This is a genomic window from Pseudomonas sp. FG35 (assembly GCF_057809295.1).
Genome location: NZ_JBMDJR010000020.1, coordinates 1 through 24,076, shown reverse-complemented (window position 1 = coordinate 24,076; position 24,076 = coordinate 1). Strand labels below are relative to the sequence as shown.

Annotated in this window: 23 protein-coding genes, 1 pseudogene and 1 riboswitch; of the genes and pseudogenes, 14 read left to right on the top strand and 10 right to left on the bottom strand. The window is 60.8% G+C overall.

Going from position 1 to position 24,076, the window contains the following annotated elements:
• The first annotated feature begins 41 nt into the window (after nt 1-41).
• From ACODTD_RS26490 to ACODTD_RS26480, 3 genes are all read left to right on the top strand, one after another.
• Nucleotides 42-599, top strand: coding sequence for a hypoxanthine-guanine phosphoribosyltransferase (locus tag ACODTD_RS26490; protein ID WP_007951681.1), 558 nt, complete (start codon nt 42-44; stop codon nt 597-599).
• A gap of 85 nt (nt 600-684) precedes the next feature.
• Complete coding sequence (locus ACODTD_RS26485; protein WP_285358763.1) at nt 685-1,164, top strand: hypothetical protein; 480 nt, start codon at nt 685-687, stop codon at nt 1,162-1,164.
• 63 nt (nt 1,165-1,227) lie between these two features.
• A complete protein-coding gene (locus ACODTD_RS26480) occupies nt 1,228-1,515 on the top strand; it encodes a PA4642 family protein (protein ID WP_064383989.1) in 288 nt (95 codons plus the stop codon).
• A gap of 75 nt (nt 1,516-1,590) precedes the next feature.
• Here ACODTD_RS26480 and mqo read toward each other — a convergent pair whose 3' ends face one another.
• Complete coding sequence (gene mqo, locus ACODTD_RS26475; protein WP_221615246.1) at nt 1,591-3,099, bottom strand: malate dehydrogenase (quinone); 1,509 nt, start codon at nt 3,097-3,099, stop codon at nt 1,591-1,593.
• 700 nt (nt 3,100-3,799) lie between these two features.
• Complete coding sequence (locus ACODTD_RS26470; protein WP_011335901.1) at nt 3,800-4,033, bottom strand: hypothetical protein; 234 nt, start codon at nt 4,031-4,033, stop codon at nt 3,800-3,802.
• A gap of 190 nt (nt 4,034-4,223) precedes the next feature.
• On the opposite strand from ACODTD_RS26470, the gene ACODTD_RS26465 reads away from it, so the two are divergent.
• Entirely contained in the window at nt 4,224-4,808 is a 585-nt protein-coding gene (locus ACODTD_RS26465; protein WP_011335900.1) for a YajG family lipoprotein, read from the top strand.
• A 55-nt stretch (nt 4,809-4,863) separates the two neighbouring features.
• Here the strand turns inward: ACODTD_RS26465 and ACODTD_RS26460 are convergent, their stop codons facing one another.
• On the bottom strand, nt 4,864-5,070 hold the full coding sequence (locus ACODTD_RS26460; protein ID WP_039766399.1) for a hypothetical protein: 207 nt from the start codon (nt 5,068-5,070) through the stop codon (nt 4,864-4,866).
• A 193-nt stretch (nt 5,071-5,263) separates the two neighbouring features.
• Here ACODTD_RS26460 and ACODTD_RS26455 point away from each other — a divergent pair, with 193 nt between their 5' ends.
• Nucleotides 5,264-5,542 (top strand): hypothetical protein, encoded by a 279-nt coding sequence (locus ACODTD_RS26455; protein ID WP_011335898.1) that lies wholly within the window; start codon nt 5,264-5,266, stop codon nt 5,540-5,542.
• Nucleotides 5,543-5,591: 49 nt separating this feature from the next.
• On the opposite strand, the gene ACODTD_RS26450 is transcribed toward ACODTD_RS26455, so the two are convergent.
• Nucleotides 5,592-6,755, bottom strand: a complete 1,164-nt coding sequence (locus ACODTD_RS26450) for a 1-acyl-sn-glycerol-3-phosphate acyltransferase (protein WP_170928982.1) — start codon at nt 6,753-6,755, stop codon at nt 5,592-5,594.
• Nucleotides 6,756-6,897: 142 nt separating this feature from the next.
• Here ACODTD_RS26450 and ACODTD_RS26445 point away from each other — a divergent pair, with 142 nt between their 5' ends.
• Genes ACODTD_RS26445 through ACODTD_RS26435 form a run of 3 tightly spaced genes read left to right on the top strand, consistent with a single transcriptional unit; the run spans nt 6,898 to nt 8,010 of the window.
• On the top strand, nt 6,898-7,080 hold the full coding sequence (locus tag ACODTD_RS26445; RefSeq protein ID WP_011335896.1) for a CPXCG motif-containing cysteine-rich protein: 183 nt from the start codon (nt 6,898-6,900) through the stop codon (nt 7,078-7,080).
• 9 nt (nt 7,081-7,089) lie between these two features.
• The gene (locus ACODTD_RS26440; protein WP_011335895.1) at nt 7,090-7,350 is read left to right on the top strand and encodes a putative signal transducing protein; all 261 of its coding nucleotides are present in this window, start codon (nt 7,090-7,092) and stop codon (nt 7,348-7,350) included.
• Between the two features lie 36 nt (nt 7,351-7,386).
• On the top strand, nt 7,387-8,010 hold the full coding sequence (locus tag ACODTD_RS26435) for an SOS response-associated peptidase (protein WP_011335894.1): 624 nt from the start codon (nt 7,387-7,389) through the stop codon (nt 8,008-8,010).
• Nucleotides 8,011-8,054: 44 nt separating this feature from the next.
• On the opposite strand, the gene ACODTD_RS26430 is transcribed toward ACODTD_RS26435, so the two are convergent.
• Nucleotides 8,055-8,798 carry a methyl-accepting chemotaxis protein gene (locus tag ACODTD_RS26430; RefSeq protein ID WP_373874149.1) on the bottom strand — a complete coding sequence of 248 codons (744 nt, stop codon included), beginning with the start codon at nt 8,796-8,798 and terminating at the stop codon, nt 8,055-8,057.
• Between the two features lie 114 nt (nt 8,799-8,912).
• Nucleotides 8,913-9,107, bottom strand: a pseudogene (locus ACODTD_RS26425) (HAMP domain-containing protein); the annotation flags it as partial.
• A 1,352-nt stretch (nt 9,108-10,459) separates the two neighbouring features.
• Between ACODTD_RS26425 and ACODTD_RS26420 the strand changes: the two are divergent.
• On the top strand, nt 10,460-11,278 hold the full coding sequence (locus ACODTD_RS26420) for a M48 family metallopeptidase (protein WP_011335892.1): 819 nt from the start codon (nt 10,460-10,462) through the stop codon (nt 11,276-11,278).
• Between the two features lie 44 nt (nt 11,279-11,322).
• On the opposite strand, the gene ACODTD_RS26415 is transcribed toward ACODTD_RS26420, so the two are convergent.
• The 3 genes from ACODTD_RS26415 to ACODTD_RS26405 form a co-directional block, all read right to left on the bottom strand.
• Nucleotides 11,323-11,907: a TMEM165/GDT1 family protein gene (locus ACODTD_RS26415; RefSeq protein WP_007956837.1), complete on the bottom strand. Its 585-nt coding sequence runs from the start codon at nt 11,905-11,907 to the stop codon at nt 11,323-11,325.
• A gap of 87 nt (nt 11,908-11,994) precedes the next feature.
• Nucleotides 11,995-12,119: riboswitch (yybP-ykoY riboswitch) on the bottom strand.
• Nucleotides 12,120-12,158: 39 nt separating this feature from the next.
• Nucleotides 12,159-13,157 carry a methyltransferase gene (locus tag ACODTD_RS26410; RefSeq protein WP_011335891.1) on the bottom strand — a complete coding sequence of 333 codons (999 nt, stop codon included), beginning with the start codon at nt 13,155-13,157 and terminating at the stop codon, nt 12,159-12,161.
• Between the two features lie 33 nt (nt 13,158-13,190).
• A complete protein-coding gene (locus tag ACODTD_RS26405; protein WP_011335890.1) occupies nt 13,191-14,156 on the bottom strand; it encodes a 2-hydroxyacid dehydrogenase in 966 nt (321 codons plus the stop codon).
• A gap of 91 nt (nt 14,157-14,247) precedes the next feature.
• On the opposite strand from ACODTD_RS26405, the gene ACODTD_RS26400 reads away from it, so the two are divergent.
• From ACODTD_RS26400 to ACODTD_RS26380, 5 genes are all read left to right on the top strand, one after another.
• On the top strand, nt 14,248-14,877 hold the full coding sequence (locus ACODTD_RS26400; RefSeq protein WP_011335889.1) for a LysE family translocator: 630 nt from the start codon (nt 14,248-14,250) through the stop codon (nt 14,875-14,877).
• A 156-nt stretch (nt 14,878-15,033) separates the two neighbouring features.
• Entirely contained in the window at nt 15,034-16,716 is a 1,683-nt protein-coding gene (locus ACODTD_RS26395) for a fatty acid--CoA ligase (RefSeq protein WP_201816476.1), read from the top strand.
• A 336-nt stretch (nt 16,717-17,052) separates the two neighbouring features.
• Nucleotides 17,053-18,942, top strand: a complete 1,890-nt coding sequence (locus tag ACODTD_RS26390; protein WP_011335887.1) for a DUF1302 domain-containing protein — start codon at nt 17,053-17,055, stop codon at nt 18,940-18,942.
• Between the two features lie 27 nt (nt 18,943-18,969).
• Nucleotides 18,970-20,334 carry a DUF1329 domain-containing protein gene (locus ACODTD_RS26385; RefSeq protein WP_011335886.1) on the top strand — a complete coding sequence of 455 codons (1,365 nt, stop codon included), beginning with the start codon at nt 18,970-18,972 and terminating at the stop codon, nt 20,332-20,334.
• Between the two features lie 186 nt (nt 20,335-20,520).
• Nucleotides 20,521-23,256 (top strand): winged helix-turn-helix domain-containing protein, encoded by a 2,736-nt coding sequence (locus tag ACODTD_RS26380; protein ID WP_201816474.1) that lies wholly within the window; start codon nt 20,521-20,523, stop codon nt 23,254-23,256.
• Between the two features lie 89 nt (nt 23,257-23,345).
• Here ACODTD_RS26380 and ACODTD_RS26375 read toward each other — a convergent pair.
• On the bottom strand, nt 23,346-24,076 hold a 731-nt coding region (locus tag ACODTD_RS26375; protein WP_489105367.1), incomplete at its 5' end, for a calcium-binding protein.

Below are 24,076 nucleotides of genomic sequence, written 5' to 3'. Positions count from 1 at the left end.
TTTGCCCGCTTTTCCGAAACAGACCCCCCTTGGAGAGCGCCATGTCCGCTGATCTCGAGCATATCCGTCAAATCATGCGAGAGGCTGACTGCCTGTACACCGAAGCTGAAGTCGAGGCTGCCATTGCCCGCGTCGGTGCACAAATCAACGAACAACTGGCCGACAGCAACCCGGTGGTGTTCTGCGTGATGAACGGCGGCCTGATCTTCTCCGGCAAACTGCTGACGCATCTGCAGTTCCCGTTGGAAGCGTCCTACCTGCACGCCACCCGTTACCGCAACGAAACCAGCGGCGGCGACCTGTTCTGGAAAGCCAAGCCGGAAGTCTCGTTCATCGACCGTGACGTGCTGATCATCGACGACATCCTCGACGAAGGTCACACCCTGGGCGCGATCATCGACTTTTGCCGTCACGCCGGTGCACGTAAAGTGCACACCGCCGTGCTGATCGACAAGGATCACGATCGCAAGGCCCGTCCTGACCTGAAAGCCGATTTCGTCGGTCTGCCGTGCATCGACCGTTACATCTTCGGTTACGGCATGGACTACAAAGGCTACTGGCGCAACGCCAACGGGATCTTCGCCGTCAAAGGCATGTAAGAACCCCTGAAAGATCGCAGCCCCGGGCTGCGATCTTTTGCTTTAAAGGCTGCTAAAGTGCTCGGCCCCGCCCCCGGAGCCTGTCATGAGCCTCTTGATCCGCAGCTGCGCCGCCCTGTTGCTGACCCTTAGCCTGCCCCTGGCCGCCGCCCCGATGCACAGCCAATTCCTGCCGCCGGACGACCTGACCCTGCGCGATGCCGACCCCGAGCAGCAGCAATTGTTGCAGGTCACCGACTATTCTGTGGTGGTTGGGGCCCAGCGCCAGTCCAATCAGCAGCCGATTCCGGTCACCTCGTCCTTGATGATCCGCCTCAAAGGCAAATCCCTGAACAAGGGAGCGACGATCAATCAGGTGCTGGTCAACTTCGATGGCGAAAGCAAAAGCCTGAAAAAGCCGGTGTATGACGACAAGAGCAAGACCCTTACGCTCTTTTATCCGCTGGCGCAGTACCGGGTGGTGATCGATCTGTTGCGCAACGACACCGTGTATTGCCAGTTTCTGACCTACGCCAACGGCCACATCTGGGCCGATTTGCACACCGGCAGCACGCGCTCGCGTTGAGCCTTGTGCCTGCGCAGGGGTAAACTGCCCGCCCCGTGAAATGTCTGCGAGCTGGAGTCGGCAATGCGTAAAGATAAGAAGCAAGTGATTGGTGACGAGATCGGCGATGAGCAGATCAAGCTGTTCCTCGATTTTGAGCCGGTCGACGCCACCTCGCCGTCGCTGCACAAACTGGTCAAGGCTTACCGTGGCCTGCGTATCGACGATTTCGAGCGTTTCCTGACGTTCTTCGTTGCCGCCGGTTATGACCTGGACGGCAAGGACGAGCACGGCCAGACCTTCGTCGACCAGATCCGCGATCAACGCAACGCGGCGGAATACATCGAGCTGATCGAGAAAGCCCGCGGCTGATAGCCCGCGGTTTTCCCGAGGCATAAAAAAACGCCCCGCACTCACCAAGTGCGGGGCGTTTTTCATGGAGCCGAATCAGGCGTAGCTTTCGGTCTCGTTGCTGGCTTCAACCAGCTCCAGCGCGACGTTGTTCTGCGTGTTGATCTTGCGATACAGCGCAGCGTCGGTTTCCAGGACCTTTTCGCGGGCCGGGAAGATTTCCGCCAGTTTGGCAGCCCACTCACCCTTGGCCTTGGCCGGGAAGCATTTCTCGATCAGTTCCAGCATGATCGAAACGGTGACCGAAGCGCCTGGCGAAGCGCCGAGCAGGGCGGCGAGAGAGCCGTCCTTTGCAGCGACCAGTTCGGTACCGAACTGCAGGATGCCGCCTTTTTTCGGGTCTTTCTTGATGATCTGCACCCGTTGGCCGGCCACTTCCAGGCGCCAGTCTTCGGCTTTCGCCTCGGGGTAGAAACGACGCAGGGATTCCAGGCGCTGTTCCATCGACTGCATCACTTCGCTGACCAGGTACTTGGTCAGGTCCATGTTGTTTTTCGCCACGGCCAGCATCGGCCCGATGTTGCCGGCGCGAACCGACAGCGGCAGGTCCATGAAGGAACCGTGCTTGAGGAACTTGGTGGTGAAACCGGCGTATGGCCCGAACAGCAGGGATTTCTTGCCGTCGACCACGCGGGTGTCCAGGTGCGGTACGGACATCGGAGGCGAACCCACGGCGGCCTGGCTGTAAACCTTGGCCTGGTGATGCTTGACCACTTCCGGGTTGTCGCAACGCAGCCACTGGCCGCTGATCGGGAAGCCGCCGAAGCCTTTGCTCTCTTCGATGCCCGAGGCTTGCAGCAGCGGCAGGGCTGCGCCACCGGCGCCGAGGAACACGAATTTGGCGTCGACTTCACGGCTGCTGCCGCTGTTGACGTCCTTGATGCTGACGGTCCAGCCGTTGGCGTTACGCTTGAGGCCGGTCACGCGCTTGCAGTACTTGACCTGGGCATCGGGTGCGCTGGTCAGGTGCTTGAGCAACTGATTGGTCAGGGCGCCGAAGTTGACGTCGGTGCCGTTGATCACGCGGGTGGCGGCGAGCACCTGGTCTTTCGGACGACCCGGCATCATCAGCGGCATCCACTCGGTCATCTTCGCCTTGTCTTCGGTGTATTCCATGTCGGCGAAGGCGTGGTGCTTGCGCAGCGTATTGAAACGTTCCTTGAGGAACGACACGCCTTTCTCACCCTCGACGTAACTCAGGTGCGGCACCGGGCTGATAAAGGATTTGCACGAGCCGAACGTGCCTTTCTTGGTCAGGTACGACCAGAACTGCTTCGACACCTCGAACTGGGTGTTGATGTGCACGGCCTTCTTGATGTCGACGGTGCCGTCGGCTGCCTGCGGCGTGTAGTTCAGCTCGCACAGGCCGGCGTGGCCGGTACCGGCGTTGTTCCAGGGGTTGGAACTCTCCGCGGCACCGGAATCCATCAACTCGACGACTTCCAGCTTGATCGCCGGGTCGAGCTCTTTGAGCAGTACTGCGAGGGTGGCACTCATGATGCCGGCCCCAACCAGAACTACGTCGACTGCTTCGTTATGCGCCATTTAACGCGTCTCCAAAATCTGCAGCACCAAATTGTCGGCATGGCTGCCAGGCGTCCAGGGCAGGTCAGTTGAGCCCCGGGTATCCTTGGTCAGGTGTGCCATGTCCGAATCTTCGCAATTTTTCGCAACTTCGACGGATGCGTGCGGCCTGGCTTAAAGAGTCCCATGAACTCATTTCGGCACGGGGCTGGCAATTCGACTTATGGTCGAGACATCCGTTTGTGCAACCAAATCCGTAGCGGACAGGCTTCAGGCTCCGGTAGTCGAGGCGTTCCCGTTCCTGTGTCGTTGGGCTGTTTCAGACGCTAATGGTGCATGTTCAGACGCAAAACTATTCATTTGCTCGCCACACTCTTGTGAAGTTGTGAAAACCCGTTTTTTTCACGCTCTTTTGAAGACGTGAACCTCAAAAAGGGCTGTCCGGGGCTGGCACCGTGCCCGGAGGGGCAAACAACTCAGTGGCCGAGCGTCATGACAGCTCTGCAGATTCGCGAAAAGCGGGATTTGCCAGGGAAACAGCAAGCACGCCAGCTTCACTCGATCTGTGTGGGCGGCTCTCTGTGGGCGATTTGGATGCCAATGCAAGCGCATTGACGCTGTTGCGGGGCCCGATCAGGAGACGTCCTTATAATCGGGGGGAGATTGTATCGAAGAAATGCGCGGAGTTGGTCGAGTTTAATGACTTTTATTAGGCATCCGGTCAGATGCTCAACATCGCCTGAGCCCGTGCGCGTGGGCGCTGCTGTTCGACCCGGGCGCTGGCGGGCAGTGGCTGGTGCAGCCAGTTGAGACGGATTTCCTCGATTTCCACCCAGCCGTCACCCATCGGTTGCAGGCTGCATTGCTTGAAGGCCTGGCAATGGCCGTTGTGGTCGAGCAGGGCGAAGCTGCGGTGCAGTGGGCGTGGGGCGAACAACGAGATCAGATAGCGCATGGCTGTGCTCCTTTTAGGGATCTGTGAGCAAGATTGGCAAAGGGCCGTGACGCGCACGTGTATGGGGGGTGACGAATGTGTGACAGGAACCGCTGGCAGCGGGTTTTGTCTGAGATTTCAGTGCTGGTGACCCACAGTGGCCCACCGCTATACTGCCGGCCTGTCTGTGCCTGATTCTGGAGAGAAGAGCATGTTGCAACGCCTGTTGTTCGGTTTGATCACTGTGACCAGTTTGACCCTGGTTGGCTGCGCCCACAGCCCGCAACAACTGAGCCCGGAACCGAAGCTGACCACTCAGCTGGCACCGGTCGGCCATGGCCAGCCTGTCGTGGTCCGTGTGGTCGACGGTCGTCCGTCGCCAACCCTCGGCACCCGTGGCGGCCTGTACCCGGAAACCAGCGCCATCACCGTGCAGCGCGAGCAGATCCTGCCGAAGTTGCAGGCTCAGGCCGAAGCGGCCGTACGTCTGCTGGGCTTCACCCCGTCCAACGGCGCGATGAATGCTCCACAACTGACCGTGACCCTGACTGAACTGAAATACCAGTCGCCGAAAGAAGGCATGTACGTGACCGAGGCCACCATCGGCGCGACCTTCCGCTCCGACGTGCAGAGCGGCAACCGTCGCTACAGCGGCCGTTACGGTGCCTCGCTGGACCAGCGTTTCGGCATGGCGCCGAACCAGGAAACCAACACCAAACTGGTCAGCGACGTGCTGAGCGATGCGCTGACCCGTCTGTTCAAGGACCCGACCGTGGGTCAGGTCCTCGCCGAGTAAGTGTTCGGTTGATGTGAAAAAGCCCGGGGCCAGTGATGGCTCCGGGCTTTTTCGTTCAGGCGGCTTGTGAATAGAAGTCGAGAACGCTGACGCCGGTCAGCAAATCAGTCTCGGGCAAGTCCGCATGCTGATGGCCGCCGAGGGCGCAATACACCAGCCAGTGGCGGTCCTGAACATTGAAGGCCAGGCTGCCGACGAGGGTCTGCTGTTCGTCGGACGGGGAGATGAGGTACAGGCGATCCTGGTTTTCAGCGTGAAGCATGTCGCGTTCCATGTCGGTTTCGAGGCGCGCAGGGTGACTGAAACAAATGACGATGCCGTGACACAGGACAGCCATCGGTCGATTGATGGGTTATTTGTCGCAAAGGCTAGGGCCGTCAGGGAGTATTTCGGTAGAATCCGCGTCGCGGTCGTCGGTCTGGCGTTCGCCATACCGGTTTAGATTGAGGTCTGTGATGTCGCTGCATTTGATGACGCTGTTTACCGCCCATCCCGCCAAACTGATCAACCTGCTGGCCCTGCTGTTGGCCTTCCCCGGCAGTTGGCTGCTGCACGCGACCCGCCGCCGTGAACAACGGGCCATGGCCAGTATCGCGGCCCAGCGTCAGAGTCAGCCGGATCAGGAACCGGTGCTCGATTGGGCGACCCTGCGCATGAACCGCTTCTTCTATCGCTTCGGTTTTGCCTGCCTGGGCCTGGCATTGCTGGTGTCCTGGATCAGTACCCGCTTCTGAACGAAGAACGGCGCCCGAAGGCGCCGTTTTTGTCTCTTGCCGAAACCGCTTACAGCGGCAGGCCAGCCTTGACCCGGTACTGATTGCGCACTGGCGTCGCATATTGCAGCACCAGATACGGACGATGCTCTTGCGGGCAAGCGTCCAGACGGCTTTGCCATTCTTCCTGGGCCTTGGCCAGTTCCTCGGCACCGAACACTTCGGCAGCCTTCGGTACGTTCAACTGCGGATCGGCATCAGCCCACTGCGCGTATGCCAGGTAATGCACCGGGAACAACCGGTAGCCGCCGAGAATCTGCTTGTCCATTTCGACCGCCAATTGCTTGGTGTCCTCGAACAGCTCGGTGATCGGCGCGGCGAAGTTCACGTGCACCCGGCCCTTGTAGCCGGTGATGCCCTTGGCAATGCTCACGTCATCCTCGCCCGGTGCCTTGCTGTAGGTGCCGGTGGTAGCGCGGATGTACAGCTCGCGGGCCTTGGCCTGGTCGCACGGGTCGTATTCGTAGCTGATCGACACCGGGGTCAGGTTCAGCGACTGAATGACTTCGCCGAACGGCTCGTCCTTGCGGCTCATGTGGAACATCTTGAGGATCGCCGACTCGGTACGGTCGTCGCCGTCCTTCGCGCGGCCTTCGGCCTGGGCGATCCAGATCGAGGCGCAATCGTTGCGGATCGAGTGGTTGATGTACGCCGACAGCAGTTGATACGCCGCCATTTTCTCGCGGCGCCCGGTGATCGAACGGTGCACGATGAAGCTCTTGTTCAGACGCATCAGATCGCTGACGAACGGCTTTTGCAGCAGGTTGTCGCCAATTGCGATGCGTGGGGTCGGCAGGCCGGCGTGGTACACGGCGTAGTTGACGAAGGCCGGGTCCATCACGATGTCGCGGTGGTTGGCGATGAACAGATACGCGCTGCCGGACTTGAATTGCTCGACACCGGTGTAGGTCACGCCATCGGTGGCGCGCTCGATGGTGTGGTCGACGTAGAACTCGACCTTGTCCTGCAAAGTGGCCACGGAGGTCACGTCGGCGAACTCACGACGCAGCCGATGGGCTATAAGTGGTTTGAGCATCCAGCCGAAGGCACCGGCAAAACGCGGGAAGCGGAAGTGGGTGAGGATATCTAGAAACGCCTTGTCGCCGAGCAGTCGCGCCAGTACCGCAGGTACTTCGCTGTCGTCGTAAGGTCGGATGGCATCGAATTCGCCCATCATGCTCTCTTGTTGGAAACGGCTAGGGTAAGTAAAGGTTTTGATCGAAAACCAACGGGGCACGGTCTGAAAAAGTAGCCAGACAAAAATAGCCCTGCAAATAGACCGGCGATTATACGCACAAGTCACCCGGGAGACCGCGATGCTGGAAAGCGCAGTATATGAATGTCCGTATTGTGGTGAAGAGGTCGAGACGACCGTGGATCTCTCCGCTGGCGACCAGACCTATATCGAAGACTGTCAGGTGTGTTGTCGGCCGATCACCTTTGTATTGCAGGTCCATGGAGAGGACTGGTTTCTGGAAGTCTTCAGCGAAAACGAGTGAGGCGCGGCCATGCAGCGAATCTACGAGCCGGAAAACCTGATGGAAGGCGAGATGCTCAAGGGCATGCTCGCCAGCGAAGGCATCGAGGCGCATCTGGTCGGGCGCGATCTGCTGGGCGGCACGGGGGAGTTGCCGATTTTTGGCCTGTTGGGTCTGTCGGTGGATAACGACCAGGCCGAATACGCCCGCGAGCTGATCAGTGCGTACAATGCCGCGCTGCCGCTGCCCGGCGATGAACCGGACAGCTATCCCGGGACGCTGGTCTGTTAGGCTGGCGTTCGTTTTATTTGTGAGTCGTGCTGCCCCATGTGTGGACGTTATGCCCTGTTTCGCTGGAACCGCGATTTTGCGAACCTGCCAGGTTTTCCCGCCGATCAGCAGGCGCAGTGGAACATTTCCCCCAACGATTCGGTGCTGATGCTGCGCGCCGAGCCCGACGGCCAGCGCACGCTCGCCCGTGCCCGTTGGGGGCTGACACCGCCGTGGCTGACCGACCTGTCGCGCACGCCGGCCCACGCTCGGGCCGAAACCGTCGCCGAACAGCCGATGTTCCGCGAGGCCCTGCGGCTGCGGCGCTGCCTGCTGCCGGCCAACGGTTTCTACGAATGGCGCGGCAACGTGCGCAAACGGCCGTACTGGCTGACACCGGGAGAAGGGGCTTCGCTGTTTTTTGCGGCGATCTGGGAGGCGTATCCGGTGCAGGAACAGGTGTGGCTTAGCACGGCTGTGATCACCCAGTCGGCGGCCAGTCAGCGCCGGCCGTTGATTCTTGATGAGGCGGGGCAGGCGGCGTGGCTTGATCCCGAGACGCCACTGCATGTTCTGCAAGGCCTGCTTGCCAGCGAGCCCGCCGCCTTGCGCGAGCGGGTGCTGGCGAATCTGGTCAATGATCCGAAACTCAACGGGCCGGAGTGTCTGACTCCGGCCTGATGTGTCGCTGCTCGCGATAAGGTCCGAAGGACCTTCCGGCGTCTTTACACCTTGAACTGATTGATCAACCGCCGCTGCTGCTCCGCCAGTTTGGTCAGATCCGCACTCGCCGAACTCGACTCATCCGCACCACCCGCCACTTCATTGGCCACCTGACCGATATTGATCACGTTGCGGTTGATGTCGTCGGCCACCGCGCTCTGTTCTTCGGCAGCACTGGCGATCTGGGTGTTCATGTCGTTGATCACCGACACTGCCTGGGTGATGGTTTCCAGCGCTTCGGCTGCCTTGGCCGCGTGTTGCACGCTTTCGTCGGTGCGGTTCTGGCTGTCTTCCATGACCCGCACTACATCGCGAGTACCCTGTTGCAGTTGCTGGATCATGCTCTGGATTTCTTCGGTGGCCTGCTGGGTTTTCTGCGCCAGGTTGCGCACTTCATCGGCCACCACCGCAAAACCGCGTCCTTGTTCACCCGCGCGGGCCGCTTCAATCGCCGCGTTGAGGGCCAGCAGGTTGGTCTGCTCGGCGATCCCGCGAATGGCGATCAGGATCGCGTTGATGTTTTCGCTGTCCTTGGCCAGGGTCTGCACCACGTCCACGGCCTTGCCGATTTCCACGGCCAGCACGCCAATCGAGTTGGAGGTGTCACGCACGATCTGCATGCCCTGACTGGCGGCCTGATCGGCATGGCTGGCGGCTTGTGCCGCCTGGGTCGCGTTGCGCGCGACGTCCTGGGCGGTGGCGGTCATTTCCTGCACGGCGGTGGCCACCTGATCGATCTCGGCCATCTGTTTCTGTATGCCGATATTGGTACGGATCGCGATGTCCGCGGTGTGTTCCGAGGAATCGCTGACGCTCTGTACCGACGCCACCACCTGCGTGATCATCCCCTGCAATTTGGCGAGGAAGGTATTGAAGCCTTTGGCGATGGAGCCGAGTTCGTCTTTGCGATCACTGGTCAAACGACGGGTCAGGTCACCTTCGCCCTGAGCGATGTCATCGAGCATGGTCACCATTTGCTTCAGCGGACGGGCGATGCCGTGGCCCACCAGCCAGATCACCAGCAGGCCGAGGCCGGCGATGATCAGGCCGACCATGGCCATGCCGAAGGTGTCGGATTTGCGCTGGGCATCGAGGTCGCCTTGCAGCTTTTGCAGATCAGCCATCACCGCGTCTAGCGGCAGTTGCAGCATCAGTGTCCAGCGCGCGTCGGTCTGGCCGATGCCGAACGGCAGATACAACTCGATCCGGCCTTGCTCTTTATTGACGGTGTAAGTCACTTCGCCGCGCTTGAGATTGGCCATGTTGGCAATCTGTTGGGCGTCGAGAATGTCGCTGACCTTCTCGCCGAATTTGCCCGGGTCCTTGGTATAGGCGACGATCCGGCCGTTGCTGCCGATCAGGGCCATTTGCCCGGCGCCGCTGTACAGCTTTTGGTTAGCGCCCAGGAGCATTTCCTGGATGAAGTTCACCGACAGGTCGGCGCCGACGATGCCCTGGAAGGCGCCGTTGAGCATGATCGGTTCAATAAAGGAGGCGAGCATGACGATCTTGTCGCCGACCTTGTACGGGGCGGGATCGATCACGCAGGACTTTTTGGTTTCTTTCGAGCACAGGTAGTACTCGCTGGCGCGCACGCCGGTGGACAGGACTTTCTGGTCGTCGACGTCCACCAGTTTGTCCAGGCCCAGGGTGCCGTCGTCGTTGCGGAACCACCACGGCAGGAAGCGCCCGTTGGCGGGATCGATCCCGACAACCTGAGTGCCGACGTAGGCCGCGTCATTGTGGTCCAGTGCGTTCTTTTCCCAGCCGATGTAGGTGCCGAGAATCTTCGGATTCTTCTCGACGTTTTCCTTGATCAGGCTGATCAGTTGCTCGCGGCTGACGTTCAGGCGTGGCTGGCCGTCGGCGCCCGGTGTGCCGAGCAGGGCGTTGACGCGCACCAGTCCGCCGGCAATCAGCAGCGGCGCTTCCAGTTCGCGCTGGATCTGGCTGACCTGAGTCTGCGCCAGCGACGTCAGGCGCTGTTCGATGACTTGCTCGAACTGGGCCTGAGTCCGTTGCTGGACCATTTCCTGGGTGCGGGCACCGGAGAACAGCGCATACAGCACCAGCGCAGCGACTACGCTGAGCACGATGGCGCCGGCCAGGGCTGCCACGGAAAACTGGATCGACTTGAACTTCATGGGAGCTCCGCACGCGAGAGGACGTCTGCGCTGTTGTATCGGCAGCCACTATTGAGCCATGAGGTATAGAGAGAGTAATTGCAGCGCAATGTCGCAAATGGATCAGTGAGCGACGCAGTTGCAGCGGGTTTGTCGGTGGATATGAATGTTTTCCTACAGGTCAGAAGGAGGTCTTCTGAAATCAGGTGCAACACGTCCGTTGTATCTGGCGTCGATACCATTACCCGCCTAGGATACGCGGCAGGTTTTCAGGGAGCTTTTGAATGAACAAGACATTGGTTGTAAGTGCACTGAGCGCAGCGCTGTTGCTGGCCGGTTGTCAGTCGGTCAACACCACCAGCGGCGGTGCCGTGGGCGTCGAGCGCAAGCAGTACATGTTCAGCATGCTGTCCTCGCAAGAGGTCGACCAGATGTATGCCCAGTCCTATCAGAAGACCGTGGGCGAAGCGTCCAGCAAAGGCGTGCTGGACAAGACCAGCAACGATGCCAAACGTGTTCAGGCGATTGCCAACCGCTTGATCGCTCAGGCGCCGAACTTCCGTCCGGATGCGGCGCAATGGCAGTGGGAAGTGAACCTGATCAAGAGCGACGAGCTCAACGCCAATTGTGGTCCTGGCGGCAAGATCATTTTCTACACCGGTCTGATCGACAGCCTGAAACTCACCGACGATGAAATCGCCGCGGTCATGGGTCATGAAATCGCCCACGCCCTGCGCGAGCATGGTCGTGAAGCCATGTCCAAGGCTTATGGCATCGAAATGGCCAAGCAGGGCGCCGGTGCGTTGCTCGGCCTGGGGCAGGACAGCCTGGCGCTGGCCGACACCGTGGCCAACTACGGCATGACGCTGCCCAACAGCCGCGCTAACGAGAACGAGGCCGACCTGATCGGTCTGGAACTGGCCGCGCGTGCTGGGTACAACCCGAATGCTGCCATTACCCTGTGGAACAAGATGAGCAAGGCCTCTGAAGGCGCGCCGCCGGAGTTCATGAGCACTCACCCGTCCTCCAGCAGTCGCACCGCTGCCTTGCAGGCGGCGATTCCGAAGGTCATGCCGCTTTACGAGAAAGCGCCCAAGTCCTGAGGCCAGGACCGCTCCCGCACTCAGTGCGGGAGCGGTCAGCGGAATCAAACCCAGCCGCTGCTCTGCATCGCCTTGTACACCGCGACGATCGCCAGGATCAGGAACGCCGAGGCGGCCAGTCGACGGATCAGGGTCAGTGGCAGTTTCTCCGCTGCAAAATTACCCGCCAGTACCACCGGCACGTTGGCGATCAGCATGCCCGCCGTCGTACCGATGATCACCAGCCACAGCTCCGGGTATTGCGCCGCCAGCATTACGGTAGCGATCTGAGTCTTGTCACCGATTTCCGCGAGGAAGAACGCAATCAGCGTGGTCAGGAATGGCCCGAACTTGCGGGCGGTGCTGGCTTCATCGTCATCCATCTTGTCCGGCACCAGCGTCCACAGGGCGGTGGCGGCGAAGCTCGCGGCGAGAATCCAGTGCAGGACCGAATCGGAGAAGAAACTGCCGAACCAGGCGCCGACCGCACCGGCTGCCGCGTGGTTGGCCAGGGTCGCAGCCACGATACCGGCGATGATCGGCCAGGGTTTGCGGAAGCGAGCGGCGAGAATCAGCGCGAGCAGTTGCGTCTTGTCGCCGATTTCGGCCAAGGCAACGATTGCGGTGGGAACGAGTAACGAGTCCAGCATCAGGATTTCCTAAGGGGCGGGTCGACACGGCTATGACACGTACAGCCTTCCCGCCCCGGGTAAGGTGTGCGTGTCATAGGTCTTGTCAAACCCTGCGATCCGTCTGGTGCGGACGCTTGGGTCGCATACGCCATGATCTGAGGATCAAGTATGTTGACGTATGCCGGACGAGCTTGGCGCTCGTGGGAGACTACTCCCCTAGGACGGAGCGGATTCTGCCTAGGCGTAATCCATTCGGCAAGTGCTAATTTTCAGCCGCGCTTGGCCCGGTAAATCCGGAAACCATTGCCTTCGGCCTTGATCGCACAGACTCCGAGATGCTCCTCGATCAGCGGCTGGTATTTCAGGAAGCTGTTGGCAACCAGACGAAGTTCGCCGCCGTTTTTCAGATGTTTGGCCGCTTTTCGCAGCAAATTCTCGGTGGCGAAATAATCGGTGTGGACGCCGACATGGAACGGTGGATTGCTCAGAATCGCGTTCAAACCCATCGGCGCGGCGTCGATGCCGTCACCGGTCAGCACCTCGGCTTCCAGACCGTTGGCTGCCAGAGTCAAACGGCTGCTGGCGGCAGCGAAGGCATCAACGTCGAGCAACGTGACCTGATTGTGCGGGTAACGACGCTTGACCGCCGCGCCAAGTACGCCGGCGCCGCAACCGAAGTCCAGCAAATGACCGCTCGGCAGTTTGTCCAGGTGTTCCAGCAGCAGGGCGCTGCCGCGATCCAGTCGGCCATGGCTGAACACGCCCGGCAGGCTGATGACTTTCAACGGGCCTTCGGCCAGCGGCAGTTCGTAGGTTTGCGCCAGGCTTTCCAGCGGTTTGGCTTCAGGTGCGTTGGCCACCGTCACTTGCCACAGCTGACAGTGTCGTGCGCTGTCGAGCTTGCGTGGTTTGCCGAACGGGTTGAGCTGTTTGGACGCGCCCTCGATGCCGCTGCGCTTTTCCCCGACCAGATACACCTCACGTCCGGCCAGACGCGAAGCCACGGCATTGAGGATGTAATCGGTCAGATCCTTGGCCTTGGGCAGGAACACCACGGCGGTGTCGAACGAGCGCTCCGGCACGTTCACGCCAAAATGGCTGCGCCCTTCGAAGCGCGCATCGAGTGCAGCCTGATCGCCGGCGTGCCAGCACCAGCCAAACGCATCGGGCAGGCGCCCCAGCAGATCATCGGCAGGCAAACCGGCCAGCAACACCGAACCCTGGAATAACTCGGCCTGACGAAGCAGTACTTCACTGCGCGGATCCATAACTGCTCCTGTGAAAAAAAGTGCCGCAGTTTATCAACTGACGACCCGCAGCGCCTTACCGCTGAAGAACGCCTGGGTGTTTTCGACCAGTTGGCCGACGATTCGCTGCCGCGCCTCGCGGCTGCCCCAGGCGTTGTGCGGGGTGACGATCAGGCGCGGGATGTCGGCGGCCAGCAGCGGATTGCCGTTGGTCGGCGGCTCGACGCTCAGCACATCGGTGGCCGCGCCGCCCAGATGACCGCTGCGCAGGGCGTCGGCCAGAGCCTGTTCGTCAATCAGTCCGCCACGGGCGGTGTTGACCACGAACGCGCCGGGTTTCATCGAGGCGAGTTCGCGGGCGCCGATGAAGTGCCGGGTGTGTTCGTTGAGCGGGCAGTGCAGGGTGAGGGCGTCGATTTGCGGCAGCAATTCTTCCAGTGGCAGGCGATCCGGACGGGCCGGGCGCCCCGGAATCTGCCCCAGCAACACGCGCATGCCGAAGGCTTCGGCCAGTCGCGCGACCGCGCCGCCGAGTTCGCCATGACCGAGCAAGCCAAGGGTTTTGCCTTCCAGCTCGACGATCGGGTAATCCAGCAGGCAGAACTGTTTCGCTTGCTGCCAGCGGCCTTGGCTGACGGCTTTTTGATAATCGGCCAGACGCGTGGCGAGGTTGAGCAACAGCATGATCGTGTGCTGCGCCACCGACGGCGTGCCGTAACCCTGACAGTTGCACACGGTGATGCCGTGGGCGCGGGCGGCGGCCAGATCGACGTTGTTGGTGCCGGTGGCGGTGATCAGGATCAGCTTCAGCTGTGGGTTGGCGGCCATGGCGGCGGCGTCGATCAGGACCTTGTTGCTGATCGCCACGGTCGCACCTTGCAGGCGTTCGGCAACCTGCGCAGGCAACGTCTGGGCGAACAGTTGCAGATCGCTGAAGCAGTCACGCAAAGGGCTCAGATCGAGATCGCCAAGATCCAGCGACGGGTGATCGAGGAATACGGCGCGGTGGGCGTTCGTCATCAACTGTACCTGTTGTGCTTTGAAGGGAAGGCGTAATCTGCCGAGCCTACCAGATGAAACAACTCGTTACGCTTGGCCGAAAGGAGCCCCCATGTACTGGACCGAATTCTTGACCGTTGCCCTGATCCACCTGCTGGCCGTCGCCAGCCCCGGTCCTGATTTCGCCGTGGTGGTGCGCGAAAGCGTGACCCATGGTCGACGCGCCGGGACCTGGACCGCGTTGGGCGTGGGCACGGCGATTTTCCTGCACGTGGGTTATTCGCTGCTAGGGATCGGACTGATCGTTTCCCAATCGATCGTGTTGTTCAACGCCCTTAAATGGGCCGCCGCCGCTTATCTGCTGTACATCGGCTTCAAGGCCCTGCGCGCGCAACCGGCGAAAACCGTCACCGATGATCTGCACAAAGAGGTCGGCGAACGCACCGCTCGTGGCGCGTTCACCTCGGGTTTCGTGACCAACGGCCTGAACCCGAAAGCCACGCTGTTCTTCCTGTCGCTGTTCACCGTGGTGATCAACCCGCACACCCCGCTGACAGTCCAGGCTGGTTACGGGATCTATCTGGCTGTCGCGACCGCGACCTGGTTCTGCCTGGTGGCCATGTTGTTCAGCCAGCAGCGCGTGCGCGCCGGTTTCGCCCGTATGGGCCACTGGTTCGACCGCACCATGGGCGCTGTACTGATCGCGATTGGCGTGAAACTCGCGTTCACCGAGATGCACTGATCCTTCTGCGCTGTCATCTGTTTCGGCAAATGCTGGCGCAAAGCTAGCATTTGTACGGCTCTGCAAATCATTCCTTTGGCTGATTTGGCTGACGTATAAGGGTTCTAGAGTACGAAACTCCAAAGCCAACACCGTGCAGTCAGAAAAGGGATTCTTATGTTGCAGACTCGCGTTATTCCGCCCGCCGAAGGGGCGTACCAGTATCCACTGCTGATTAAACGGCTGCTGATGTCCGGTGCCCGTTACGAGAAAACCCGCGAGATCATCTACCGTGACCAGCTGCGCTACAGCTACCCGACCCTGATCGAGCGGGTCGCGCGGCTGGCCAACGTACTGACGGCTGCTGGCGTAAAGGCCGGTGACACCGTGGCGGTGATGGACTGGGACAGCCATCGCTACCTGGAGTGCATGTTTGCGATCCCGATGATCGGCGCGGTGATTCACACCATCAACGTGCGCCTGTCGCCGGAACAGATCCTCTACACCATGAACCACGCCGAGGACCGCTTCGTGCTGGTCAACAGCGAGTTCGTCGGGCTGTACCAGGCTATTGCGCCACACCTGACCACGGTGGAGAAAACCCTGCTGCTGACCGATCTGCCGGAAAAAACCGCGGATCTGCCGAATCTGGTGGGCGAGTACGAGCAACTGCTGGCGGCCGCGAGTCCGCAGTACGACTTCAAGGATTTCGACGAAAACTCGGTCGCCACCACGTTCTACACCACGGGTACCACCGGCAATCCGAAAGGCGTGTATTTCACCCATCGGCAACTGGTGCTGCACACCATGGGCGTGTCGACCATCATGGGCGCCATCGACAGCGTGCGGCTGCTGGGCACCAACGACGTGTACATGCCAATCACCCCGATGTTCCATGTGCATGCGTGGGGCCTGCCTTACGTGGCGACCATGCTCGGGCTGAAACAGGTTTATCCGGGGCGTTACGACCCGGAATTCCTGGTCGAGTTGTGGCGCAAGGAAAAGGTCACGTTCTCCCATTGCGTGCCGACTATCCTGCAGATGGTGCTCAACGCCAAGGGCGCGCAAGGCACCGACTTCGGCGGCTGGAAAATCGTCATCGGCGGCAGCGCGCTCAATCGCACGCTGTATGAAACGGCCAAGAGCAAGGGCATTCAGCTGACGGCTGCCTATGGCATGTCGGAAACCGGGCCTCTGGTTTCATGTGCGCATCTGAACGATGAATTGATGGCCGGCACCGAAGACGAGCGCACCACCTACCGGATCAAGGCCGGTGTGCCGGGGCCATTGGTCGAAGCGGCGATCGTCGACACCGAGGGCAATTTCCTCCCGGCAGACGGCGAGACCCAGGGCGAACTGGTACTGCGCGCACCGTGGCTGACCGAGGGCTACTTCAACGAACCGCAGAAGGGCGCCGAGCTGTGGGCCGGCGGCTGGCTGCACACCGGCGACGTAGCGACGCTCGACGCCATGGGTGTGATCGATATCCGCGACCGGATCAAGGACGTGATCAAGACCGGCGGCGAATGGATCTCCTCGCTGGACCTCGAAGACCTGATCAGCCGCCACGTCGCGGTACGTGAAGTAGCAGTGGTGGGCATCGCCGATCCGCAGTGGGGCGAGCGCCCGTTTGCCTTGCTGGTGGTCCGTGAAGGTCACGCCATCGGGGCGCGCGAGCTCAAGGAACACCTCAAGCCGTTCGTTGAACTGGGGCACTTGAGCAAGTGGGCGATACCAAGTCAGATCGCCCTTGTTACTGAAATTCCCAAGACCAGTGTCGGCAAGCTCGACAAGAAGCGCATCCGCCTCGACATCACCGAATGGCAGGCCAACAACAGCACCTTCCTCTCGACGCTCTGAGCGTCCCCTGGCGCGCCGAAAACGGCGCGCCAGGCCCACCAAGCAAGCGCTTGGCTTGTGAAATTCGAATTTTCAGCCATCCTTGCCGTGCCGACATGTGTCGGACTGGCGAAAGGACTGTTCCAGAGTGGCCGGCAGCTGCAAATCACACTTTAGAGGGATCAAGCAGTACCACCTGCTGGCTATAGTCCGCTCAAGGATTTTTAAGAACGGGGCACACGCACAAACGGGGCGATGCAACATTGAAGCGATTTCGGGAAGCCTCTGGCACCCGGTCCTTCAGGCGTTTTTAAAAGTACTCACTGCCATAACAATAATGCACATGGAGTAGCGTCGATGACCTCAGTAAACCAGTTCTGGCGCCGGGCAAAGCTGCCTCTGGCCGTCAGTCTTGCTTCTTCGCTCGCCGGGCCCGCATTCGGCGTCAGTTTCAACGTCGGTGAAATCGAAGGCCAGTTCGACTCCTCCCTGTCGATCGGTGCCAGCTGGTCCACCCAGAGCCCGAACAAGAACCTCATCGGCGTCAACAACGGCGGTCACGGTCTGTCCCAGACTTCCGACGACGGCCATGCCAACTTCAAGAGCGGCGAAACGTTCTCGAAGATCTTCAAGGGCATCCATGACCTCGAACTGAAATACGGCGACACCGGCGTATTCGTCCGAGGCAAGTACTGGTACGACTTCGAACTGAAGGACGAGAGCCGCGAGTTCAAGGACATCAGCGACAGCAACCGCAAGGAAGGCGCCAAGTCCGCCGGCGGTCAGATCCTCGATGCCTTCGTCTACCACAACTACGCGATTGCCGATCAGCCTGGCTCCGTGCGTCTGGGCAAGCAGGTGGTGAGCTGGGGTGAAAGTACCTTCATCGGCGGCGGCATCAACTCGATCAACCCGATCGACGTGTCTGCGTTCCGTCGTCCGGGCGCCGAGATCAAGGAAGGCCTGATCCCGGTCAACATGTTCTACGTGTCCCAGAGCCTGACCGACAACCTGTCCGCCGAAGCGTTCTATCAGCTTGAGTGGGACCAGACCGTCGTCGACAACTGCGGCACCTTCTTCTCCCAGCCGGACATCATTGCCGACGGTTGCGACAGCAACCTGCGCGTGCTGAACAAGCGTTCGACGATTCCTGCCATTGCTTTGGGGCCATTGGCGGCCAACGGTGTGGACGTCAACCAGGAAGGCGTACTGGTGCGTCGCGGAGGCGATCGCGATGCACGGGACAGCGGCCAGTGGGGCGCGTCCTTCAAATACATGTTCGACCCGCTCGATACCGAGTTCGGCGCGTACTTCATGAACTACCACAGCCGTGCGCCGATCTTCAGCGCTACGGGGGCGCCACAGTCGGTCTACAACACCGCCAGGGGATTGCCGGGGCCGTTCGCTGCGCTTGCACCACTGCTGGTGGCCGGCAATTCGCAGTACTTCGTTGAATACCCTGAAGACATTCGCCTGTATGGCCTGAGCTTCTCCACCACCCTGCCTACCGGTACGGCTTGGAGTGGCGAAATCAGCTACCGTCCGAACGCGCCGGTGCAACTGAATTCCACCGACATCCTGTTTGCCGGTGTACGTCCGCTGGGTGGTGCATTGTCCAATGCGTCGCTGCTGACCGGTGTGCCTGGCCAGGACCTGCACGGTTACCGTCGCAAGGAGATCACCCAGTTCCAGACCACCCTGACGCACTTCTTCGATCAGGTCATGGGCGCCAGCCGTCTGACCCTGGTGGGCGAAGTGGGTGTGACTCACGTCGGCGGCCTGGAAAGCACCTCCGACGTCCGTTACGGCCGTGACCCGGTCTACGGTCCGGGCGAGTTGCCGGCCACGGGCGGTGCCAACACCTGCGCCAACATCCTCAACGCCAGCACCATCAATGGTGCGGGTCCCGGCTCGCCGCAGAACAACCGCAGCCGCAACTGCACCGACGAAGGCTTCACCACCTCGACTTCGTGGGGTTATCGCGGTCGCGCCATCTGGGAATACAACGACGTGTTCGCCGGCGTGAACCTCAAGCCGAACGTGGCCTGGTCCCACGACGTCAGCGGTTACTCGCCAGGCCCTGGCGGCAACTTCGAGGAAGGTCGCAAGGCGGTGAGTCTGGGCGTCGATGCCGAGTACCAGAACACCTACACCGCGAGTCTGGCCTACACCAACTTCTTCGACGGCAAGTACACCACCGTGGATGACCGCGACTTCGTGGCGCTCAGCTTCGGCGTGAACTTCTAAGCACTGCATTTCAGGACGAACGAATTTATGAAAATAACAAAGAGTCTGTTCCACGCCGGTGTTCTGGGCCTGTCGCTGCTGGCGACCGGCGTCATGGCGGCGGTGCCTGCCGCCGAAGCGGACAAACTGGGCAAGAGCCTGACCCCGATGGGCGCCGAAATGGCCGGCAACGCCGACGGCTCGATCCCGGCCTGGAAACCGATGCCGAAGAATGCCGGCACCGTCGACAGCAAAGGCTTCCTGTCAGACCCGTATGCCAGCGAAAAACCGCTGTTCACCATCACCAAGCAGAACGTCGATCAGTACAAGGCCAAGCTCGCGCCGGGTCAGTACGCGATGTTCCAGCGCTACCCTGACACCTTCAAGATGCCGGTCTACCCGTCCCATCGCGGCGCCACCGTGCCGGATGAGGTATTCGCCGCCATCAAGAAGAACGCCACCACCACGACCCTGGTGTCGGGTGGCAACGGTCTGGAAAACTTCGATACCGCCGTGCCGTTCCCGATTCCGAAAACCGGCGTGGAAGTCATCTGGAACCACATCACCCGCTATCGCGGCGGCAGCGTGACCCGTCTGGTGACCCAGGCCACGCCGCAACCGAACGGCTCGTTCAGCCTGGTGTATTTCCAGGACCAGTTCGTGTTCCGCGACAAGATGAAGGATTACGATCCGGCGAACCCGGGCAACATCCTGTTCTACTTCAAGCAGAAAGTGACCGCACCGGCACGTCTGGCCGGTGGCGTGCTGCTGGTGCACGAAACCCTCGACCAGGTGAAGGAACCGCGTTCGGCGTGGGTCTACAACGCCGGTCAGCGTCGTGTGCGCCGCGCACCACAAGTGTCCTATGACGGCCCGGGTACTGCGGCGGACGGGCTGCGTACCTCCGACAACCTGGACATGTTCAACGGTGCGCCGGACCGTTACGACTGGAAACTGGTCGGCAAGCAAGAGATGTACATCGCCTCCGACAGCTACAAGCTCGACGATCCGAAACTCAAGTACACCGACATCATCAAGGCCGGGCACATCAACCAGGATCTGGCGCGTTATGAACTGCGTCGCGTCTGGCATGTGACCGCGACGCTGAAGGAAGGTCAGCGCCACATCTACGCCAAGCGTGACTTCTTCATCGACGAGGACACCTGGCAAGCGGCGGTGATCGATCACTACGATGGTCGCAACCAACTGTGGCGCGTGGCGGAAGCCCACTCCCAGAACTACTACAACGTGCAGGTGCCTTGGTACACCCTGGAAACCCTCTACGATCTGCAATCCGGTCGCTATCTGGCGCTGGGCATGAAGAACGAAGAGAAGTCGGCGTATGACTTCGGCTTCACTGCCACCACCAGCGACTTCACCCCGGCCGCCCTGCGTCAGGATGGTGTTCGCTAAGCTCCTGTAAATCGAGGCCGCATCCTCGTGAAAACGCCCCGACAGGTTCGGGGCGTTTTTTGTCTGTCGCTTTTTTCGTAGCCTTTTTGTAGCCATTTGTAGCAACGACCTTCATAACCGCTCCGTTTAAGGCTAGTCTGCGGGCATCTGCTACGCCGCCAACAGCCATACGAACAAGAGCCGGCCATGACTGATCTGTCCCCACTTCCGGGTCCCGCAAGCGTTGCCGTCGCGGCACTGGACGGGCGTTTTTTTCGCCCGCCACTGCCTGACGGCTACGTCATGCGGCCACGACTGTGCGAGCGCCTGCAAGCCGGGCTCGGTGGACGTCTGTTGCTGGTCAGCGCCCCGGCCGGGTTCGGCAAAAGCTCGCTGGCCGTGGAGTTCTGTCAAAGCCTGCCGGCGAACTGGCACAGCCTGTGGCTGGGGTTGAGCCCGCGGGACAACGACCCGGGGCGTTTTCTCGAGCGTCTGCTCGAAGGTTTGCAGGATTACTTTCCGCAACTGGGCAGTCGGGCACTGGGGCTGCTGAAAATGCGCCAGCGTCATCAGCCGTTCGCCTTCGAGGAATGGCTCGACGGCCTGCTCGATGAGCTGGCTCAGCATCTCGAACCGTGCTCACCCCTGTTGCTGGTGCTGGACGACTATCACCTCGCACAAGGGCCGGTACTCGACCGTTGCCTGCAATTTTTCCTCAACCATTTGCCCGACGGTCTGCTGGTCATGGTCACCAGCCGGCAACGGCCGGACTGGCACCTGGCTCGCCTGCGCCTGTCGCGGCAATTGCTGGAACTGCACGAACAGGACCTTCGCCTGACCCACGACGAAGCCTCGGCATTACTCGACCGGCACCGTAGCTCCCTTCGTGGCGAGGCGCTGGAAAACCTGATACAGCGCAGTGAAGGCTGGGTCGCCGGCCTGCGATTCTGGCTGCTGGCCGAGTCCGAAGCCGGAGGGGACTCGGTGTTGCCTCAGGCGCTGAATGGCGGGGAAGGGCTGATCCGCGATTACCTGCTGGAGGAAGTCATCGATTGCCTGCCAGCCGAAGTGCAGGCGTTTCTCTACGACACCGCGCCGCAGGAGCGTTTTTGCAGCGAGCTGTGCGACGCTGTGCGCGAAGCCCATGACAGTGCTGAAATCCTGCGTTTCCTGCTGGCGCATCAGGTGTTTCTGGTGCCCCTGGACGAGCACGGGCACTGGTATCGCTATCACCATCTGTTTTCCGATCTGTTGCGCAGTCGTCCGATCACCGGGGCGATAGTCCCGGCTGCCACGCTGCACTTGCGCGCCTGTCGCTGGTTCAATGCGCAGGGGCTGCTGGATGAAGCCGTGGAGCAGGCCTTGCGCGCAGGGCATCTGGACGTGGCGGCGAACCTGGTCCAGAACCTGTCCGAAGAACAACTGCTCGCCGAGCAGAATGTTGGAATGCTGCTTCGCTGGAAGATGGACTTGCCCGACAGCCTGTTGATCAGCACCCCGCGTCTGATCGTGCTGTACAGCTGGGCGTTGGGGTTGGCGTGTCAGCTCGATGCTGCCGAAGAACTTGCCAGTCATCTGAGCCGGTTTCTGCCGGCACCCTCAGCGACAGCGCAGAAGTCGATGCTTGCCCAATGGCTGGCGCTGAAGGGGATCATCGCCCGTGGGCGAGGGCACCGCCAGCAGACCATCGAGTATTGCAGTGAAGCGCTGGAAAGCTTGCCGGCCAAGCGTTACGGCCAGCGTCTGATGTGCCTTTCCACTTTATCCAACCTGGCGATCGCCGATGGCGATCTGTGGCGTGCCCGAGGCTTGAACCGCGAATCCCTGGAACTGGCGCAGCGGGTCGGCAATCCGTTGTTCGAGGCGTTGGCACATTACGATCGCGCCCGCGTCCTGCAGGCTCGCGGCGAGATTCTGCGTGCGCTCGATGAAGTGCGTCAGGGACTGGAACGTCTGCGGGGGCTGTCGGCACAACGCTTGTACGCAGTCCGTGCCCGGCTGACGCTGTATGAAGGTTTCCTGCTGGCCATGCGTCTGCAGCCACAAGTGGCACGGGCGCGATTGCAGGCTGGCTTGAGCGAGGCACGGGCCTGTCGTGATATCAGCGTATTGATCGGCCACTGCGTGATCGCCCGGCTCGAGGGCAGCAGCGGAGATTTTGCCAAGGCCTTCGCCGAGCTGGCAGAAGCCGAACGCCTGATGCACATCTGGGACGTTCCACCGATCTACTATCTGGCGATGATCACGCTGGTCAAATGCGAACTGTGGCTGTCCCAGGGGCGCATTGATCTGGCCGAGGCCTGGCTGGCGCGGTTGGGTCAGACCTATACCGGCGAGCGCGCGGCCGCCCCGCCGGAGTTCCACCCTCAATTGCCGTTGCACGTCGAATTGCAGCAGGCGCTGCTGGATGTCATTCAGGGACAACCCATGCTCGCCGAAGGGCGATTGAATGTCTTGCTGGAAAACGGTCAGCAAACCGGACGACAACTGCTCAGCGTGATGGCGTTGACGCAAAAGGTTGTGCTTTTACTGGCAGGCGGGCGCGAGTCCGAGGCTCGCAAGGCTTTGGGGCAGGCGCTGGAGGCGGCTGCAGGCGGTGTGCTGCAACCTTTCGAAATCTTGCTCAAAGAGCATTCGGAGTGGTTGCGCGGGCAATTGCAACTGAACGCAGCGACCGCGTTTTGCCAGCAGTTGCTGGAGCACTTTCCGCAGGCGAGCGTCCGCTCGCAAGCGGAATCCGTTGCGACCGAGCAGCTCAGTTCCCGTGAATTGGCCGTATTGCGGTTGATTGCACAAGGCTGCTCGAACCAGGAAATCAGCGATCAGCTGTTTATTTCCCTGCATACCGTGAAGACCCATGCCAGCCACATCAACAGCAAACTCGGAGTCGAGCGACGTACGCAGGCAGTGGCACGTGCCAAGGATCTGGGGGTCTTGAATTGATCGGTACAGGCACCTACCAAACAAAACGCCCCGAACCAGTCGGGGCGTTTTGTTTTACGGGCTGACCTGTTTCAGATCATGTTTGCAGATCAGGCCACCAGATCATTGGCGCTGAAACTGTTCACACCCACCAGCTGGATTTCAAAGTCCGCACCGGCGTTGCCGCTGACGTTGCCTGACAGCACGTGATCGACAAAGCGCAACTGGCCTGCGCCGGTGAAGTCATTCGCGCCGATGAAGCTGAAGCCGTTGAAACCGGCACTCAACAGGTTGGCGTCGAATTTGCTCAGGTCGATCTTGTCGCCCTGCAGGCTGCTGAAGTCCGTGATGACGTCACGGTTGGCACCGGTTCCCATCTCATTGACTGCCGAGAACACGAAGGTGTCGGCACCGGCTCCGCCGGTCAGCAGGTCGGCCCCAGCTCCGCCATCAAGGATGTTATTGCCGGCATTCCCTACCAGATTGTTCTTGAGGGCATTGCCGGTGCCGCTGAAATTGCCCCCGCCCAGCAACAGCAGGTTTTCTACGTTGGCACTCAGGCTGTAGCTGATCCACGACATGACAGTGTCGATTTCAGAGGCGGAAGTACCGGTCTCGATCACGACGTCACCGACATTGTCTACCAGGTAAGTGTCGTTGCCGGCACCGCCATTCATGATGTCCGCACCGCCCAGGCCGTCGAGCACGTTGTCTCCGGCGTTGCCGATCAGGGTGTTGCCGAGGGCGTTGCCGACACCGGCCAGGTTGGCGCTGCCGACCAGAATCAGGTTTTCCAGGTTGGCGCCCAGCGTCCAGCTGACCGAGGTCTGCACGGTGTCGA

Excerpts from the sequence above, each read along its gene's own strand:
- ACODTD_RS26490 (WP_007951681.1), top strand. The coding sequence starts at position 42 with ATGTCCGCTGATCTCGAGCATATCCGTCAAATCATGCGAGAGGCTGAC.
- ACODTD_RS26485 (WP_285358763.1), top strand. The coding sequence starts at position 685 with ATGAGCCTCTTGATCCGCAGCTGCGCCGCCCTGTTGCTGACCCTTAGC.
- ACODTD_RS26480 (WP_064383989.1), top strand. The coding sequence starts at position 1,228 with ATGCGTAAAGATAAGAAGCAAGTGATTGGTGACGAGATCGGCGATGAG.
- mqo (WP_221615246.1), bottom strand. The coding sequence starts at position 3,099 with ATGGCGCATAACGAAGCAGTCGACGTAGTTCTGGTTGGGGCCGGCATC.
- ACODTD_RS26470 (WP_011335901.1), bottom strand. The coding sequence starts at position 4,033 with ATGCGCTATCTGATCTCGTTGTTCGCCCCACGCCCACTGCACCGCAGC.
- ACODTD_RS26465 (WP_011335900.1), top strand. The coding sequence starts at position 4,224 with ATGTTGCAACGCCTGTTGTTCGGTTTGATCACTGTGACCAGTTTGACC.
- ACODTD_RS26460 (WP_039766399.1), bottom strand. The coding sequence starts at position 5,070 with ATGCTTCACGCTGAAAACCAGGATCGCCTGTACCTCATCTCCCCGTCC.
- ACODTD_RS26455 (WP_011335898.1), top strand. The coding sequence starts at position 5,264 with ATGTCGCTGCATTTGATGACGCTGTTTACCGCCCATCCCGCCAAACTG.
- ACODTD_RS26450 (WP_170928982.1), bottom strand. The coding sequence starts at position 6,755 with ATGGGCGAATTCGATGCCATCCGACCTTACGACGACAGCGAAGTACCT.
- ACODTD_RS26445 (WP_011335896.1), top strand. The coding sequence starts at position 6,898 with ATGCTGGAAAGCGCAGTATATGAATGTCCGTATTGTGGTGAAGAGGTC.
- ACODTD_RS26440 (WP_011335895.1), top strand. The coding sequence starts at position 7,090 with ATGCAGCGAATCTACGAGCCGGAAAACCTGATGGAAGGCGAGATGCTC.
- ACODTD_RS26435 (WP_011335894.1), top strand. The coding sequence starts at position 7,387 with ATGTGTGGACGTTATGCCCTGTTTCGCTGGAACCGCGATTTTGCGAAC.
- ACODTD_RS26430 (WP_373874149.1), bottom strand. The coding sequence starts at position 8,798 with ATGGCCGAGATCGATCAGGTGGCCACCGCCGTGCAGGAAATGACCGCC.
- ACODTD_RS26420 (WP_011335892.1), top strand. The coding sequence starts at position 10,460 with ATGAACAAGACATTGGTTGTAAGTGCACTGAGCGCAGCGCTGTTGCTG.
- ACODTD_RS26415 (WP_007956837.1), bottom strand. The coding sequence starts at position 11,907 with ATGCTGGACTCGTTACTCGTTCCCACCGCAATCGTTGCCTTGGCCGAA.
- ACODTD_RS26410 (WP_011335891.1), bottom strand. The coding sequence starts at position 13,157 with ATGGATCCGCGCAGTGAAGTACTGCTTCGTCAGGCCGAGTTATTCCAG.
- ACODTD_RS26405 (WP_011335890.1), bottom strand. The coding sequence starts at position 14,156 with ATGACGAACGCCCACCGCGCCGTATTCCTCGATCACCCGTCGCTGGAT.
- ACODTD_RS26400 (WP_011335889.1), top strand. The coding sequence starts at position 14,248 with ATGTACTGGACCGAATTCTTGACCGTTGCCCTGATCCACCTGCTGGCC.
- ACODTD_RS26395 (WP_201816476.1), top strand. The coding sequence starts at position 15,034 with ATGTTGCAGACTCGCGTTATTCCGCCCGCCGAAGGGGCGTACCAGTAT.
- ACODTD_RS26390 (WP_011335887.1), top strand. The coding sequence starts at position 17,053 with ATGACCTCAGTAAACCAGTTCTGGCGCCGGGCAAAGCTGCCTCTGGCC.
- ACODTD_RS26385 (WP_011335886.1), top strand. The coding sequence starts at position 18,970 with ATGAAAATAACAAAGAGTCTGTTCCACGCCGGTGTTCTGGGCCTGTCG.
- ACODTD_RS26380 (WP_201816474.1), top strand. The coding sequence starts at position 20,521 with ATGACTGATCTGTCCCCACTTCCGGGTCCCGCAAGCGTTGCCGTCGCG.